14 protein-coding genes are annotated in these 16910 nt (G+C 58.7%); all 14 read left to right on the plus strand.

Annotated features, from left to right (window positions below; genetic code table 11):
* Positions 1 to 13: 13 nt before the first annotated feature.
* The 14 genes from G9X48_RS14050 (at position 14) to secM (ending at position 16859) form a co-directional block, all read left to right on the plus strand.
* A complete protein-coding gene (locus G9X48_RS14050; protein ID WP_007783870.1) occupies positions 14 to 1780 on the plus strand; it encodes a peptidoglycan glycosyltransferase FtsI in 1767 nt (588 codons plus the stop codon).
* Positions 1767 to 3254, plus strand: coding sequence for a UDP-N-acetylmuramoyl-L-alanyl-D-glutamate--2,6-diaminopimelate ligase (gene murE / locus G9X48_RS14055; RefSeq protein ID WP_038879633.1), 1488 nt, complete (start codon positions 1767 to 1769; stop codon positions 3252 to 3254). The genes G9X48_RS14050 and murE overlap by 14 nt, the downstream gene beginning before the upstream one ends.
* The gene (gene murF / locus G9X48_RS14060; protein WP_097640990.1) at positions 3251 to 4609 is read left to right on the plus strand and encodes a UDP-N-acetylmuramoyl-tripeptide--D-alanyl-D-alanine ligase; all 1359 of its coding nucleotides are present in this window, start codon (positions 3251 to 3253) and stop codon (positions 4607 to 4609) included. The genes murE and murF overlap by 4 nt, the downstream gene beginning before the upstream one ends.
* Positions 4603 to 5685 carry a phospho-N-acetylmuramoyl-pentapeptide-transferase gene (mraY, locus tag G9X48_RS14065; RefSeq protein WP_004386403.1) on the plus strand — a complete coding sequence of 361 codons (1083 nt, stop codon included), beginning with the start codon at positions 4603 to 4605 and terminating at the stop codon, positions 5683 to 5685. The genes murF and mraY overlap by 7 nt, the downstream gene beginning before the upstream one ends.
* A 2-nt stretch (positions 5686 to 5687) precedes the next feature.
* Positions 5688 to 7004, plus strand: coding sequence for a UDP-N-acetylmuramoyl-L-alanine--D-glutamate ligase (murD, locus tag G9X48_RS14070; protein ID WP_097640989.1), 1317 nt, complete (start codon positions 5688 to 5690; stop codon positions 7002 to 7004).
* Complete coding sequence (ftsW, locus tag G9X48_RS14075; protein WP_004386400.1) at positions 7004 to 8248, plus strand: cell division protein FtsW; 1245 nt, start codon at positions 7004 to 7006, stop codon at positions 8246 to 8248. The genes murD and ftsW overlap by 1 nt, the downstream gene beginning before the upstream one ends.
* Positions 8245 to 9312 (plus strand): undecaprenyldiphospho-muramoylpentapeptide beta-N-acetylglucosaminyltransferase, encoded by a 1068-nt coding sequence (gene murG, locus G9X48_RS14080; RefSeq protein ID WP_014729594.1) that lies wholly within the window; start codon positions 8245 to 8247, stop codon positions 9310 to 9312. The genes ftsW and murG overlap by 4 nt, the downstream gene beginning before the upstream one ends.
* A 67-nt stretch (positions 9313 to 9379) precedes the next feature.
* On the plus strand, positions 9380 to 10846 hold the full coding sequence (gene murC / locus G9X48_RS14085) for a UDP-N-acetylmuramate--L-alanine ligase (protein ID WP_007892894.1): 1467 nt from the start codon (positions 9380 to 9382) through the stop codon (positions 10844 to 10846).
* Positions 10839 to 11759: a D-alanine--D-alanine ligase gene (locus G9X48_RS14090; protein ID WP_097640988.1), complete on the plus strand. Its 921-nt coding sequence runs from the start codon at positions 10839 to 10841 to the stop codon at positions 11757 to 11759. Before murC ends, G9X48_RS14090 begins: the two co-directional genes overlap by 8 nt.
* Before the next feature lies 1 nt (position 11760).
* Complete coding sequence (gene ftsQ / locus G9X48_RS14095) at positions 11761 to 12591, plus strand: cell division protein FtsQ (RefSeq protein ID WP_032988860.1); 831 nt, start codon at positions 11761 to 11763, stop codon at positions 12589 to 12591.
* A complete protein-coding gene (ftsA, locus tag G9X48_RS14100) occupies positions 12588 to 13844 on the plus strand; it encodes a cell division protein FtsA (RefSeq protein ID WP_004388394.1) in 1257 nt (418 codons plus the stop codon). Before ftsQ ends, ftsA begins: the two co-directional genes overlap by 4 nt.
* Before the next feature lie 63 nt (positions 13845 to 13907).
* Entirely contained in the window at positions 13908 to 15059 is a 1152-nt protein-coding gene (ftsZ, locus tag G9X48_RS14105; RefSeq protein WP_004388393.1) for a cell division protein FtsZ, read from the plus strand.
* 101 nt (positions 15060 to 15160) lie between these two features.
* Positions 15161 to 16078 carry a UDP-3-O-acyl-N-acetylglucosamine deacetylase gene (gene lpxC, locus G9X48_RS14110; RefSeq protein ID WP_004388392.1) on the plus strand — a complete coding sequence of 306 codons (918 nt, stop codon included), beginning with the start codon at positions 15161 to 15163 and terminating at the stop codon, positions 16076 to 16078.
* 277 nt (positions 16079 to 16355) lie between these two features.
* A complete protein-coding gene (gene secM, locus G9X48_RS14115) occupies positions 16356 to 16859 on the plus strand; it encodes a secA translation cis-regulator SecM (RefSeq protein ID WP_071601446.1) in 504 nt (167 codons plus the stop codon).
* Positions 16860 to 16910: the final 51 nt, after the last annotated feature.

Below are 16910 nucleotides of genomic sequence, written 5' to 3' on the forward strand. Positions count from 1 at the left end.
ACTGACCAGGCGAATGAAAGCAGCAGCAAAGACGCTTAAACCAAAACGTCAGGAAGAACAGGCCAACTTTATCAGTTGGCGTTTTGCGTTGCTTTGCGGCTGCATTTTGCTGGCTCTGGCGTTTCTGCTGGCGCGCGTCGCCTGGTTGCAGATTATCGACCCGGACATGCTGGTGCGTCAGGGGGATATGCGCTCGCTGCGCGTGCAGGAGGTGTCTACCGCGCGAGGCATGATAACCGACCGCTCCGGGCGACCACTCGCGGTCAGCGTGCCGGTAAAAGCTATCTGGGCTGACCCGAAAGAGCTGCACGACGCAGGCGGCATTACGCTCGACAACCGCTGGAAGGCGCTCTCCGACGCGCTGAAAATTCCGCTCGATCAACTGGCCGCGCGCGTAAACGCCAACCCGAAAGGCCGCTTTATCTATCTCGCGCGCCAGGTCAACCCGGACATTGGCGATTACATCAAAAAGCTTAAGCTCCCTGGTATTCACCTGCGCGAAGAGTCGCGCCGTTACTATCCTTCCGGCGCAGTGACCGCTCACCTCATCGGCTTTACCAACGTCGACAGCCAGGGGATTGAGGGCGTCGAAAAAAGCTTTGATAAATGGCTCACCGGCCAGCCCGGCGAGCGTATCGTGCGTAAAGACCGCTATGGCCGCGTCATTGAGGATATCTCCTCGACCGACAGCCAGGCGGCGCACAACCTGGCGCTCAGCATTGACGAACGCCTCCAGGCGCTGGTTTACCGTGAGCTTAACAACGCCGTCGCGTTCAACAAGGCGGAATCCGGCAGCGCCGTGCTGGTGGATGTGAACACCGGCGAAGTGCTGGCGATGGCCAATAGCCCCTCTTATAACCCGAACAACATCACCGGCACGCCGAAAGACGTAATGCGTAACCGCACCATTACGGACGTTTTCGAGCCAGGTTCTACGGTGAAACCGATGGTGGTCATGACGGCGCTGCAACGCGGCGTGGTCCAGGAAAATACGGTGCTCAACACCGTTCCGTACCGCATTAACGGTCACGAAATTAAAGACGTCGCCCGCTACAGCGAGCTGACCCTTACCGGGGTGTTACAGAAGTCGAGTAACGTCGGGGTTTCTAAACTGGCGTTAGCGATGCCCTCCTCAGCGTTAGTAGATACTTACTCACGCTTTGGACTTGGAAAGTCGACCAATCTGGGGCTGGTCGGAGAACGCAGTGGCTTATTCCCACAAAAACAACGGTGGTCTGACATAGAGAGGGCCACCTTCTCATTCGGCTACGGGCTAATGGTAACGCCGTTACAGTTAGCGCGAGTCTACGCAACCATCGGCAGCTACGGCGTCTACCGCCCGCTGTCGATTACCAAAGTCGATCCGCCCGTGCCGGGCGAGCGCATTTTCCCGGAATCTATCGTGCGCACCGTGGTGCATATGATGGAAAGCGTGGCGCTGCCTGGCGGCGGCGGCGTGAAGGCGGCCATCAAAGGCTACCGCATTGCGATTAAAACCGGTACGGCGAAAAAAGTCGGGCCGGACGGGCGTTATATCAACAAATACATTGCTTACACCGCAGGCGTTGCACCTGCCAGCAATCCGCGTTTCGCGCTGGTGGTGGTGATTAACGATCCGCAGGCGGGCAAATACTACGGCGGCGCCGTTTCCGCGCCGGTCTTCGGTGCCATCATGGGCGGCGTGTTGCGCACCATGAACATCGAGCCGGATGCGCTGACAACGGGCGAAAAAAGTGAATTCGTAATTAATCGAGAAGAGGGAACAGGTGGCAGATCGTAATTTGCGCGACCTTCTCGCTCCGTGGGTGGCTGGTCTGCCTGCGCGAGCTCTGCGGGAGATGACCCTGGACAGCCGCGTGGCGGCGGCGGGGGATCTCTTTGTGGCGGTGGTCGGTCATCAGGCGGACGGGCGTCGGTATATCCCGCAGGCGATAGCGCAAGGTGTAGCTGCCATCGTCGCCGAAGCGAAAGGCGAGGCGACGGACGGCGAAGTCCGTGAGATCCACGGCGTGCCGGTTATCTATTTAAGCCAGCTGAACGAGCGTCTCTCGGCGCTGGCGGGGCGTTTTTATGATGAGCCATCCGAGCGTCTGCGCCTGATTGGCGTGACGGGCACCAACGGTAAAACCACCACCACACAGCTTATCGCGCAGTGGTGCCAGCGGCTGGGCGAAACCAGCGCCGTCATGGGTACCGTGGGCAACGGGCTGCTTGGCAAAGTGATCCCGACGGAAAATACCACCGGCTCTGCGGTGGACGTCCAGCATGTGCTGTCAGGGCTCGCCTCTCAGGGCGCGACCGTGGCCGCGATGGAAGTGTCTTCCCACGGTCTGGTACAGCATCGCGTGGCGGCACTGAAATTCGCCGCCACGGTATTTACCAATTTAAGCCGCGATCATCTCGACTATCACGGCGATATGGAACATTACGAAGCGGCGAAATGGCTGCTGTTTTCCGCACACCATTACGGACAGGCGGTGATCAACGCCGATGATGAAGTGGGCCGCCGGTGGCTGGCGAAGCTGCCGGATGCCGTCGCGGTGTCGATGGAAAACAACATTAATCCGGGCTGTCACGGCCGCTGGCTGCGCGCGGATGCGGTGGAATATCACGACCGCGGTGCGACCCTGCGCTTCAGCTCCTCCTGGGGCGATGGCGAAATCGAAAGCCGCCTGATGGGCGCGTTTAACGTCAGCAATCTGTTGCTGGCACTCGGCACGCTGCTGGCGCTCGGTTACCCGCTCGCCGCGCTGCTCGAAAGCGCGCCCCGCCTCCAGCCGGTTAACGGGCGCATGGAAGTGTTCAGCGCGCCGGGCAAACCGACCGTGGTGGTCGATTACGCCCACACGCCGGACGCGCTTGAAAAAGCGTTGCAGGCCGCGCGTCTGCACTGCGCGGGCAAACTGTGGTGCGTGTTCGGTTGCGGCGGCGATCGCGATAAAGGCAAACGTCCGCTGATGGGCGCGATTGCCGAGCAATTCGCCGATGTCGTGGTGGTCACTGATGATAACCCGCGCACCGAAGATCCGAAGGCTATCATCGCGGACATCCTGACCGGCATGCTGGATGCGGGCCGCGCGCGGGTCGTTGAAGGTCGCGCCGAAGCCGTGACCAACGCCATTATGCAGGCGGCGGAAAACGACGTCGTGCTGCTGGCGGGCAAAGGCCATGAGGATTACCAGATTGTCGGCACCCGCCGACTTGATTATTCCGATCGCGTCACTGCGGCGCGTCTGCTGGGAGCAGTGGCATGATTCGCGTATCTCTGAGCCAGCTTGCCGCCATTCTGAAAGGCGAGCTGCACGGCACCGATGCTGACATCGACGCGGTAACGACCGACACCCGCAAACTGACGCCCGGCTGCCTGTTTGTGGCGCTGAAAGGCGAGCGTTTCGACGCGCACGATTTTGCAGATCAGGCGCAGGCCGGCGGCGCGGGCGCGCTGCTGGTGAGCCGCAAGCTGGATATCGACCTGCCGCAACTGGTGGTCGCTGATACGCGTCTGGCGTTTGGCGAACTGGCGGCGTGGGTCAGACAACAGGTGCCCGCGCGCGTGGTCGCGCTGACGGGCTCTTCCGGTAAAACCTCGGTGAAAGAGATGACCGCCGCCATTCTTGGCGAGTGCGGCAACACGCTCTACACCGCAGGCAATCTGAATAATGACATCGGCGTACCGATGACGCTGCTGCGCCTCACGCCAGAGCACGAGTATGCGGTGATTGAGCTTGGCGCGAACCATCAGGGCGAAATCGCCTGGACCGTAAGCCTGACGCGCCCGGAAGCCGCGCTGGTCAATAACCTGGCGGCGGCGCATCTGGAAGGTTTCGGTTCGCTCGCAGGCGTGGCTAAAGCCAAAGGCGAGATCTTCACGGGCTTGCCGGCAAACGGCATCGCGATTCTGAACGCCGATAACAACGACTGGCTGAACTGGCAGAGCGTCATTGGCGATCGCAAGGTCTGGCGCTTCTCGCCGAACCTCGATACCAGCGATTTCAGCGCTACCAATATTCATATCACCAGCCACGGCACCGAATTTACGCTGCGTACGCCAACGGGCGACGTGGACGTTCTGCTGCCGCTGCCAGGGCGTCACAACATCGCTAACGCGCTCGCCGCCTCGGCACTGGCGATGGCCGTCGGCGCGCCGCTTGAGGCGATTAAAGCCGGTCTTGCGAAGCTCAAAGCAGTGCCAGGGCGTCTGTTCCCGGTACATCTCGGCGAAAACCAGCTATTGCTGGATGACAGCTACAACGCCAACGTTGGCTCTATGACCGCCGCCGCGCAGGTGCTCTCTGAAATGCCCGGCTACCGCGTGATGGTGGTGGGCGACATGGCGGAGCTTGGCGATGAAGCCGAAGCCTGCCATCAGCAGGTGGGCGAAGCGGCGAAAGCCGCAGGCATCGATAAAGTCCTGAGCGTCGGCACCCTCAGCGAAGGCATCAGCCGCGCCAGCGGCGTAGGCGAACATTTCCGCGATAAGCAGGCCGTGATTGCACGCCTGAAGACGCTTATCAACGAGCATTCCATCATTACCCTTTTAGTGAAAGGTTCACGTAGTGCTGCCATGGAAGAGGTGGTGCGCGCATTACAGGAGAACAGGACATGTTAGTGTGGCTGGCCGAGCATCTGGTCAAATATTATTCCGGCTTTAACGTCTTTTCGTATCTGACGTTTCGCGCCATCGTCAGCCTGCTGACCGCGCTGTTTATTTCGTTATGGATGGGACCGCGCCTGATCGCGCATTTACAGAAGCTTTCCTTCGGGCAGGTTGTGCGTAACGACGGCCCGGAGTCGCATTTCAGCAAACGCGGCACGCCGACCATGGGCGGCATCATGATCCTCACCTCTATCGTGGTGTCGGTGCTGCTGTGGGCTTACCCTTCCAACCCATATGTCTGGTGCGTGCTGTTTGTGCTGGTCGGTTACGGCGCGGTGGGCTTCGTTGATGATTACCGTAAGGTGGTGCGTAAAGACACCAAGGGCCTGATCGCCCGCTGGAAATATTTCTGGATGTCGCTGATTGCCCTGACGGTGGCGTTTGCGCTTTACATCACCGGTAAAGGCACGCCTGCAACAGAACTGGTGGTGCCGTTCTTTAAAGACGTGATGCCGCAGCTCGGCATTTTCTATGTGCTGCTCGCTTATTTCGTTATTGTCGGCACCGGCAACGCGGTAAACCTGACCGACGGTCTGGACGGCCTCGCTATTATGCCTACCGTACTGGTGGCAGGCGGTTTCGCGCTGGTGGCGTGGGCGACGGGTAACATGAATTTCGCAAGCTACCTGCATATTCCGTATCTGCGTCACGCGGGTGAACTGGTGATCGTCTGCACCGCGATTGTCGGCGCGGGCCTCGGCTTTTTATGGTTCAACACCTATCCGGCGCAGGTCTTCATGGGCGATGTTGGCTCGCTGGCCTTGGGCGGCGCGCTCGGCATTATCGCCGTGCTGCTGCGTCAGGAGTTCCTGCTGGTGATTATGGGCGGCGTTTTCGTCGTGGAAACCCTGTCGGTCATCCTGCAGGTGGGCTCCTTTAAGCTGCGCGGTCAGCGCATTTTCCGCATGGCGCCGATTCATCACCACTATGAACTGAAAGGCTGGCCGGAGCCGCGCGTGATTGTGCGCTTCTGGGTGATTTCGCTGATGCTGGTGCTGATTGGCCTGGCTACGCTTAAGGTACGTTAAACATGGCAGATTATCAGGGTAAAAAAGTCGTCATCATCGGGCTTGGGTTAACCGGCCTTTCCTGCGTGGACTTTTTCCAGGCGCGCGGCGTGACGCCGCGCGTGATGGATACCCGAATCTCCCCGCCGGGGCTGGATAAGCTGCCGGAAGAGGTAGAACGCCATCTCGGCTCGCTCAATGAAAACTGGCTGATGAACGCCGATCTGATCGTCGCAAGCCCTGGCATCGCTCTCGCGCATCCGGCGCTGAGCGCGGCGGCAGAAGCAGGCGTTGAGATTGTTGGCGATATCGAACTGTTTTGTCGCGAAGCGCAGGCACCTGTCATCGCCATTACCGGCTCGAACGGCAAAAGCACCGTAACGACGCTGGTGGGCGAAATGGCGAAAGCGGCGGGTGTTAACGTGGGCGTGGGTGGCAATATTGGCCTGCCCGCGCTGATGCTGCTGGAAGAGGGCCGCGAGCTGTATGTGCTTGAGCTTTCCAGCTTCCAGCTCGAAACCACCTTTAGCCTGAAGGCCGCCGCCGCGACCATTCTTAACGTCACCGAAGATCATATGGACCGCTATCCGCTCGGGTTGCAGCAGTATCGTGCGGCGAAGTTACGGATATATGAAAACGCGACGGTGTGCGTGGTAAACGCCGACGACGCGCTGACCATGCCGGTACGCGGCGCGGACGAGCGCTGCGTGAGCTTCGGCATTGATGTCGGGGATTATCACCTTAACCGTCAGCAGGGCGAAATCTGGCTGCGCGTGCGGGGCGAGAAAGTCCTTAACGTGAAAGAGATGAAGCTCGTTGGCCAGCATAACTACACCAACGCCCTGGCGGCGCTGGCGCTGGCGGATGCCGCAGGCCTGCCGCGCGCCAGTAGCCTGAAAGCGCTCACGACGTTTGGCGGCCTGGCGCATCGTTTCCAGCTCGCTTATGAGCATAACGGCGTGCGCTGGATTAACGATTCCAAAGCCACCAATGTCGGCAGCACCGAGGCGGCGCTCAACGGCCTGCATCTCGACGGCACGCTGCATTTACTGCTGGGTGGCGACGGCAAATCCGCCGATTTCTCACCGCTTGCGCATTACCTGACGGGCGATCGCGTGCGTCTCTACTGCTTTGGCCGTGACGGCGACGCGCTGGCGGCGCTGCGCCCTGAAATCTCCGAGCGCATGGACACCATGGAAGCGGCGATGAAAGTCATCGCCGGACGCGTTCAGCCTGGCGATATGGTCTTGCTCTCGCCCGCCTGCGCGAGCCTCGATCAGTTTAAAAACTTCGAACAGCGCGGCGACGTGTTTACGCGTCTTGCGAAGGAGCTTGGCTGATGCGCTTATCGCTCCCACGCCTTCGCCTGCCGCGGTTCCCCGGAATGGGCATTCTTGCCTGGATTTTCCGGGCGCTTCGCGGCTGGGTGATGGGCTCTCGCGAGAAAGACACCACCAGCCTTGTGATGTACGACCGTACGCTGCTCTGGCTGACGCTGGGGCTGGCGGCGATTGGCTTCATCATGGTGACGTCAGCGTCGATGCCGGTTGGTCAGCGTCTGGCGAACGATCCGTTCCTGTTCGCCAAGCGTGACGGCATCTATCTGCTGCTGGCGTTTGGCCTGGCGCTGATTACGCTGCGCCTGCCGATGGAGTTCTGGCAGCGCCACAGCGCGGCGATGCTTATCGCCTCGATTGTGATGCTGCTTATCGTGCTCGTGGTGGGCAGTTCGGTGAACGGTGCGTCGCGCTGGATTGCGCTCGGCCCGCTGCGTATTCAGCCAGCGGAATTCTCTAAGCTGTCGCTCTTTTGTTATCTGTCGAACTACCTGGTGCGTAAGGTCGATGAAGTGCGCAACAACCTGCGCGGCTTCTTAAAACCGATGGGCGTCATTCTGGTGATGGCGGTACTGCTGCTGGCGCAGCCTGACCTCGGTACGGTGGTGGTGCTGTTCGTGACAACACTTGCGATGCTCTTTCTCGCAGGCGCCAAGCTCTGGCAGTTCATCGCGATTATCGGCATGGGCATTTCGGCGGTCGTGCTGCTGATCCTCGCCGAACCTTACCGTATTCGCCGCGTCACCTCGTTCTGGAACCCGTGGGAAGATCCCTTCGGCAGCGGCTACCAGCTGACCCAGTCGCTGATGGCGTTTGGCCGCGGCGAGTTGTGGGGGCAGGGGCTTGGGAATTCGGTGCAGAAACTGGAGTATTTACCCGAAGCGCATACCGACTTCATCTTCTCCATTATTGGGGAAGAACTGGGATATATCGGTGTGGTACTGGCGCTTTTGATGGTATTCTTCGTGGCTTTTCGCGCCATGTCGATAGGGCGTCGCGCGCTGGAAACCGATCAGCGTTTCGCGGGCTTTTTGGCCTGTTCTATCGGTATCTGGTTTAGTTTCCAGGCGCTGGTTAACGTCGGCGCGGCGGCGGGTATGCTGCCGACCAAAGGCCTGACGCTGCCGCTTATCAGTTACGGCGGTTCGAGCCTGTTGATTATGTCGACGGCGATTATGTTGTTGTTACGCATAGATTATGAAACGCGTCTGGAGAAAGCGCAGGCGTTTACACGAGGTTCACGATGAGTGGTCAACCAAAGCGGCTGATGGTGATGGCGGGCGGAACGGGCGGACACGTCTTTCCAGGCCTTGCCGTAGCGCACCATCTGATGGCGCAGGGATGGCAGGTTCGCTGGCTGGGGACCGCCGATCGCATGGAAGCAGACCTGGTGCCGAAACACGGCATTGAGATCGATTTTATCCGGATCTCCGGCCTGCGTGGAAAAGGCGTGAAAGCGCTGCTGCTGGCCCCGGTGCGTATTTTTAACGCCTGGCGGCAGGCGCGGGCGATCATGAAGCGCTTTAAGCCCGATGTCGTGCTGGGCATGGGCGGCTATGTATCCGGCCCTGGCGGGCTGGCGGCGTGGTCGCTCGGTATTCCTGTCGTCCTGCATGAGCAGAACGGCATCGCGGGACTGACCAACAAATGGCTCGCGAAAATCGCGAGCCGCGTGATGCAGGCGTTCCCCGGCGCGTTCCCGAAGGCGGAAGTGGTGGGCAACCCGGTGCGCACCGACGTGCTGGCGCTGCCGCTGCCGCAGGCGCGTCTCGCGGGCCGTGAAGGCCCGGTGCGCGTGCTGGTGGTTGGCGGCTCGCAGGGCGCGCGCATCCTGAACCAGACGATGCCGCAGGTCGCGGCGCGTCTGGGCGATGCCGTGACTATCTGGCATCAGAGCGGTAAAGGCGCGCAGGCGGATGTCCAGCAGGCGTATGCCGCTGCGAGCCAGCCGCAGCATAAAGTGACCGAATTTATCGATGATATGGCGGCAGCCTACGCGTGGGCGGATGTGGTGGTATGCCGCTCCGGCGCGCTGACGGTGAGCGAAATCGCCGCTGCGGGTCTGCCGGCCCTGTTTGTGCCGTTTCAGCATAAAGACCGGCAGCAATACTGGAATGCGCTGCCGCTTGAGAAAGCGGGTGCGGCGAAGATTCTGGAGCAGCCGCAGTTTACCGTCGACGCGGTAAGCGAGACGCTGAAAGGGTGGGATCGCGCTACGCTGCTTGAAATGGCTGAGCGGGCAAGAGCGGCCGCCATTCCCGACGCGACCGAAAGGGTCGCAGATGAAGTACGCGCGGTCGCCCGCGCGTGACGATTGCGGATAATGTTTGTTCCGCGTGATTGATGATGTTATGGCGTTTGCCAAAGGCTTTCAAAGAATGAATACACAACAACTGGCGAAACTGCGTTCTATCGTGCCCGAGATGCGTCGCGTCCGGCACATTCACTTCGTTGGCATCGGCGGTGCCGGTATGGGCGGCATTGCGGAAGTGCTGGCGAATGAAGGCTACCAGATCAGCGGGTCCGATCTGGCGCCGAACGCTGTCACGCAGCAGTTGACGGCGCTGGGCGCCACCATTTATTTCAACCATCGCCCGGAAAACGTGCTCGACGCGAGCGTGGTGGTGGTGTCGAGTGCTATCTCTGCGGATAACCCGGAGATCGTGGCGGCGCATGAGGCGCGTATTCCGGTTATTCGCCGCGCCGAAATGCTGGCGGAGCTGATGCGTTTTCGTCACGGTATCGCGGTTGCCGGTACGCATGGCAAAACGACGACCACTGCGATGGTGTCGAGTATTTATGCCGAAGCGGGCCTCGACCCGACGTTCGTCAACGGCGGTCTGGTGAAAGCGGCGGGGACGCACGCGCGGCTTGGCAACAGCCGTTATCTGATTGCCGAAGCTGACGAGAGTGACGCGTCATTCCTGCATTTGCAGCCGATGGTCGCGATTGTGACCAATATCGAAGCCGACCATATGGACACCTATCATGGCGACTTTGAGAACCTGAAACAGACGTTTATTAACTTCCTGCATAACCTGCCGTTTTATGGCCGTGCGGTGATGTGTGTTGACGACCCGGTGATCCGCGAGCTGCTGCCGCGCGTCGGGCGTCAAATTACCACTTATGGTTTCAGCGAAGATGCCGATGTACGTGTGGAAAATTATCGCCAGACCGGCGCGCAGGGGCACTTCACGCTGGTGCGTCAGGACAAGCCGGAACTGCACGTAACGCTGAACGCGCCGGGCCGCCATAACGCGCTGAACGCGGCGGCGGCGGTGTCCGTAGCGACGGAAGAGGGAATTGAAGACGATGCCATTCTGCGCGCGCTGGAGAGCTTCCAGGGCACCGGACGTCGTTTTGACTTCCTGGGCGAGTTCCCGCTGGCAAACGTCAACGGCAAATCAGGTACGGCGATGCTGGTCGATGACTACGGCCATCACCCGACAGAAGTGGATGCGACCGTGCGCGCCGCCCGTGCAGGCTGGCCGGAGAAAAACCTGGTCATGATTTTCCAGCCGCACCGTTATACCCGCACGCGCGATCTCTATGACGATTTCGCTAATGTTCTGTCGCAGGTGGATGTGCTGCTGATGCTGGATGTCTATCCGGCGGGCGAAGCGCCGATTCCGGGCGCCGACAGCCGTTCGCTGTGCCGTACTATCCGTGCGCGCGGCAAAGTGGACCCGATTCTGGTCTCCGATCCGGCGCAGGTCGCCGCGATGCTGGCGCCCGTGCTGTCGGGCAACGATTTGATTCTGGTTCAGGGCGCGGGCAATATCGGTAAAATCGCGCGCCAGCTGGCGGAAGCGAAGCTGCAACCCGAGGAGAACGCGCATGGCTGAAAAAATCGCTGTACTGCTGGGCGGTCACTCGGCGGAACGTGACGTCTCCCTGCAATCCGGCAGCGCGGTGCTTGCGGGCCTGAAAGCGGCGGGCGTTGACGCGTACGCTGTCGATCCGCGCGACGTATGCGTGACGACGCTGAAAGAAGGAGGGTTCGATAAAGTCTTTATCGCGCTGCATGGTCGCGGCGGCGAAGACGGCACGCTGCAGGGAATGCTGGAGTATCTCGGCCTGCCCTATACCGGCAGCGGCGTGATGGCGTCGGCCATCACCATGGATAAACTGCGCACTAAACTGCTCTGGCAGGGCGCAGGGTTGCCGGTAGCGCCGTGGGTGGCGCTGGAGCGTCAGGATATCACCGGTGGCCTTAGCGAGTCGCTGAGCGCGCGTATCGCGGCGCTGGGCCTGCCGGTTATCGTGAAGCCGAGCCGTGAAGGCTCAAGCGTCGGCATGTCGAAAGTGGACAGCGCAGAAGCGTTACTGCCCGCGCTCGAACTGGCGTTTGAACACGACAGCGAAGTGCTGGTGGAGAAATGGCTGAGCGGCCCGGAATTTACGGTCGCCATCCTCGGCGATGAAATTCTGCCTTCGATCCGCATTCAGCCTGCTGGCGTGTTTTACGACTACGAGGCGAAGTATCTCTCGGACGAGACGCAATATTTTTGTCCGGCGGGCATTGATGCCGAACGCGAGCAGGCGTTACAGGCGCTGGTGATGGACGCCTGGCGTGTGCTGGGCTGCCGGGGCTGGGGCCGCGTGGACGTGATGCAGGACAGCGACGGTGAGTTTTATCTGCTTGAGGTAAACACCGCACCTGGCATGACCAGCCATAGTCTGGTGCCGATGGCGGCGCGTCAGGCGGGCATGAGCTTCTCGCAGCTGGTGGTGCGTATTCTGGAGCTGGCGAACTGATATGTCGCAGGCTGCGCTGAACACGAAAAATCGTCCTGAAGAAAATACGGTTTCGCGCCGTAATAATGGGACCCGTCTCGCAGGTATCGTCTTTCTGCTGGCGGTCGTGTTAACCGTGATATTCGGCGGCTGGATGGTGCTGGGGTGGATGGAAGACGCCCAGCGCCTGCCGCTCTCAAAGCTGGTGGTAACGGGCGAGCGCCATTACACCCGCAATGATGATATTCGCCAGTCCATCCTGGCGCTGGGCGCGCCGGGCACGTTTATGACGCAGGACGTGAATATCATCCAGAATCAGATAGAACGTTTGCCGTGGATCAAGCAGGCAAGCGTAAGAAAGCAATGGCCGGACGAATTGAAGATTCATCTGGTTGAATATGTGCCGATAGCACGCTGGAATGACCAGCACATGATCGACACCGACGGTACGTCCTTCAGCGTGCCGTCCGATCGCGCCAGTAAGCAGACCTTACCGCTGCTCTATGGCCCGGAAGGTAGCGAGAACGAAGTGCTGCAAGGTTTTCGCGCGATGGGGCAGGTGCTGGCGAAAGATAAATTTACACTGAAGGAAGCGGCGATGACCGCGCGTCGCTCCTGGCAGGTGACGTTGAGCAATAATATCAAGCTCAATCTTGGCCGGGATGACACAATGAAACGCCTGGAACGCTTTGTAGAGCTGTACCCGGTTCTGCAACAGCAAGCGCAAACTGACCATAAGCAGATAAGCTATGTCGATTTACGCTACGACTCCGGCGCGGCGGTCGGCTGGGAGCCGGCCCCCACTGAGGAAATTAATCAGCAACAGAATCAGGCACAGGCAGAGCAACAATGATTAAGGCGACGGACAGAAAACTGGTAGTTGGACTGGAGATTGGCACTGCGAAGGTCGCCGCTTTGGTAGGGGAAGTTCTGCCCGACGGTATGATCAATATCATTGGCGTGGGAAGCTGTCCGTCCCGCGGGATGGACAAAGGCGGCGTTAACGATCTGGAATCGGTGGTGAAGTGTGTTCAGCGCGCGATAGACCAGGCCGAACTGATGGCGGATTGCCAGATATCTTCCGTCTATCTGGCGCTTTCCGGCAAGCATATTAGCTGCCAGAACGAAATCGGTATGGTACCGATCTCCGAAGAGGAAGTGACGCAGGAAGATGTTGAAAATGTTGTCCATACCGCAAAATCAGTACGCGTTCGCGATGAACATCGCGTATTGCATGTGATTCCTCAGGAATACGCTATTGATTACCAGGAAGGGATTAAAAACCCGGTTGGCTTATCCGGCGTTCGCATGCAGGCGAAAGTACATTTAATCACCTGCCACAATGACATGGCGAAAAACATCGTCAAGGCAGTGGAACGTTGCGGCCTGAAAGTTGACCAACTTATTTTCGCGGGCCTGGCCTCAAGCTACTCCGTCTTAACGGAAGATGAGCGTGAGCTGGGCGTCTGCGTGGTGGATATCGGCGGTGGTACAATGGATATCGCGGTCTACACCGGTGGTGCGCTGCGTCACACTAAAGTGATTCCGTATGCCGGTAACGTGGTGACCAGTGATATCGCTTATGCTTTCGGCACGCCGCCGAGCGATGCTGAGGCAATTAAGGTGCGCCATGGCTGCGCGCTCGGGTCGCTGGTCGGCAAAGACGAGAGCGTTGAAGTCCCGAGCGTAGGCGGTCGTCCGCCGCGCAGCCTCCAGCGCCAGACGCTGGCGGAAGTGATTGAGCCGCGTTATACCGAGCTGCTTAATCTGGTCAACGAAGAAATTTTGCAATTGCAGGAGCAGCTTCGCCAGCAAGGCGTGAAACATCATCTTGCGGCGGGGATTGTATTAACCGGCGGCGCGGCGCAAATTGAAGGTCTGGCGGCGTGTGCGCAGCGGGTGTTCCATACGCAGGTGCGTATCGGGCAACCCTTAAATATTACTGGCCTTACCGATTACGCCCAGGAGCCTTACTACTCCACGGCGGTGGGTTTACTTCACTATGGTAAAGAATCGCATTTAAGCGGTGAGGCGGAAGTGGAAAAACGGACTTCAGTCGGCTCGTGGATCAAACGGATCAACAGCTGGCTGCGAAAAGAGTTTTAATTTTTTTCAGAGACCAGACAAAATTATCGGTCTCAGGCGAAAGGCACAAAACGGAGAGACATTATGTTTGAACCTATGGAACTGACCAACGACGCGGTGATTAAAGTCATCGGCGTCGGTGGCGGCGGCGGTAATGCCGTAGAACATATGGTGCGCGAGCGCATCGAAGGGGTTGAATTCTTCGCAGTCAACACCGATGCCCAGGCGCTGCGTAAAACCGCAGTCGGCCAGACCATCCAGATTGGTAGTGGCATCACTAAAGGTCTGGGTGCGGGCGCAAACCCGGAAGTGGGTCGCAACGCTGCGGAAGAAGACCGCGAAGCGCTGCGTGCTGCGTTAGATGGCGCTGACATGGTGTTTATCGCAGCCGGTATGGGCGGCGGTACGGGCACCGGTGCTGCGCCGGTTGTCGCTGAAGTGGCGAAAGACCTCGGCATTCTGACCGTGGCTGTCGTGACCAAGCCGTTTAACTTTGAAGGCAAAAAGCGTATGGCTTTTGCCGAACAGGGTATTGCCGAGCTCTCCCGCCATGTCGACTCCCTGATCACCATCCCTAACGACAAGCTGCTGAAAGTGCTGGGTCGTGGGATCTCTCTGCTGGACGCGTTTGGTGCTGCGAACGACGTGCTGAAAGGCGCGGTGCAGGGTATCGCCGAGCTGATTACGCGTCCGGGTCTGATGAACGTCGACTTCGCGGACGTGCGTACCGTGATGTCTGAAATGGGCTACGCCATGATGGGCTCGGGCGTGGCAAGCGGCGAAGACCGTGCAGAAGAAGCGGCCGAAATGGCCATCTCCAGCCCGCTGCTGGAAGATATCGATCTGTCCGGCGCGCGCGGCGTTCTGGTCAACATCACGGCGGGCTTCGACCTGCGTCTTGATGAGTTCGAAACCGTGGGTAACACCATCCGTGCCTTCGCATCGGATAACGCAACTGTGGTTATCGGTACGTCTCTCGACCCGGATATGAACGACGAACTGCGCGTGACTGTGGTTGCGACCGGTATCGGCATGGATAAGCGTCCTGAAATCACGCTGGTGACCAATAAGCAGACGCAGCAGCCTGCAATGGATCGTTATCAGCAGCACGGTATGGCGCCGCTGACCCAGGAGCAGAAACCGGCTTCTAAAGTGGTTAACGACCCGACGCCGCAGACGGCAAAAGAGCCAGATTATCTGGATATTCCGGCGTTTCTGCGTAAGCAGGCTGATTAAGAATAAGCCGGAAGTTGGGCATATTCGCTCTTTGTGCTAAAATGGCCCACCGGTTGTGATGTACACTATCGGTAAGGTGAATTATTTGGCGAGATTATACGATGATCAAACAAAGGACTCTTAAACGTATCGTTCAGGCGACTGGCGTCGGTTTACATACCGGCAAAAAAGTCACCCTGACGCTGCGCCCTGCGCCGGCAAATACCGGGGTCATCTATCGTCGCACCGACTTGAATCCTCCGGTAGACTTCCCGGCCGATGCCAAATCTGTGCGTGATACCATGCTCTGTACGTGCCTGGTGAATGAGCATGATGTGCGGATTTCTACCGTTGAGCACCTGAACGCCGCGCTGGCAGGCCTCGGTATCGACAACATCATCGTCGAAGTGGATGCGCCTGAAATCCCGATTATGGATGGCAGCGCTGCACCGTTCGTTTACCTGCTCGTTGACGCAGGTATTGATGAGCTGAATGTGGCGAAGAAATTCGTGCGCATTAAAGAAACCGTGCGTGTTGAAGATGGCGATAAGTGGGCGGAATTTAAACCGTACAACGGTTTTTCCCTGGACTTCACCATCGACTTCAACCACCCGGCGATTGATGCGAGCAACCAGCGCTACTGCATGAATTTCTCTGCAGACGCGTTCATGCGCCAGATTAGCCGCGCTCGTACTTTTGGTTTCATGCGTGATATCGAATATCTGCAGTCCCGCGGCTTGTGCCTGGGCGGCAGCTTCGATTGTGCCATCGTTGTTGACGATTATCGCGTACTGAACGAAGACGGCCTGCGTTTTGAAGACGAATTTGTTCGTCACAAAATGCTGGATGCGATTGGTGACCTGTTCATGTGTGGCCACAACATTATCGGCGCGTTTACCGCCTATAAGTCTGGTCATGCGCTGAACAACAAATTGCTGCAGGCGGTTCTTGCGAAACAAGAAGCTTGGGAATATGTCACCTATGAAGACGAGGCTGAACTGCCTCTGGCCTTCAAGGCGCCGTCGCTGGTGCTGGCGTAACAGCATAGTCTGATTAAAGACGACTGGTAGACCAGGTACTCTCTCCGGCCTGTGTTCACCAGTCGTTTTTTATTGCTCTTAAACAGCCATTTTTCTCTTCGCCTTTTACCCTGCTTTACCATCTCCCTGTTGATGATTAACTGCTGGTTTCTTGTGCGGATTGCGTAAGGTATCGCAGTGATACTGCTGCCGCCTCGCGGGAATGATGGTAATATTTATCCCCTTATTAACAGACAACATAACGCGGGCAAAAGCCGGCGTTATCCGGTGGGTTACAGTGCCTGGTATATTCACGCGTTGGCGACAGTTTGGAAGACGCTATTTCTGGCCGCATCTCCTTTTGGGGATGGTCGCGGCCAGTCTTGGCCTGCCTGCGCTTAATAACAACGCTGAACCCGCCGCGCCTGCCGAGGCCAGCACCAGCCATACCGGTACGTTACGCAGTTTTGATTCACTGGCGCTGATTAGTGAAACCTCGCGTCGCTCTGCGTCATTCGGGGTGGATTACTGGCAGCAGCACGCCATTCGCACCGTTATCCGTCATCTCTCTTTCGCCATGGCGCCGCAGGCGCTGCCGATGGCGATGGAAGAAAGCCTGCCGCTAAATGCACAGCATCTCGCGCTGCTGGACACCCTGAGCGCGATGCTAACGCAGGATTTACAGCCTGCCGCCGCGCAGGTGCAGCCCGCACCGCGTTTGCTTCCTCCTCTTTCTTTTACGGTCTCTGCCTGGATTCGCCAGGTACAGGGTATCCGCGCCGGTCCTCGTCTCCTCGCCTGAGTATTTTCATTCTTATTCATTTACTTTTTGCCTGTGCGAGGCTTCAGAGAA

Origin of the sequence: Cronobacter sp. HA18006 (genome assembly GCF_011605445.1) — a bacterium.
In the GTDB taxonomy this organism is placed as follows: domain Bacteria; phylum Pseudomonadota; class Gammaproteobacteria; order Enterobacterales; family Enterobacteriaceae; genus Cronobacter; species Cronobacter sakazakii.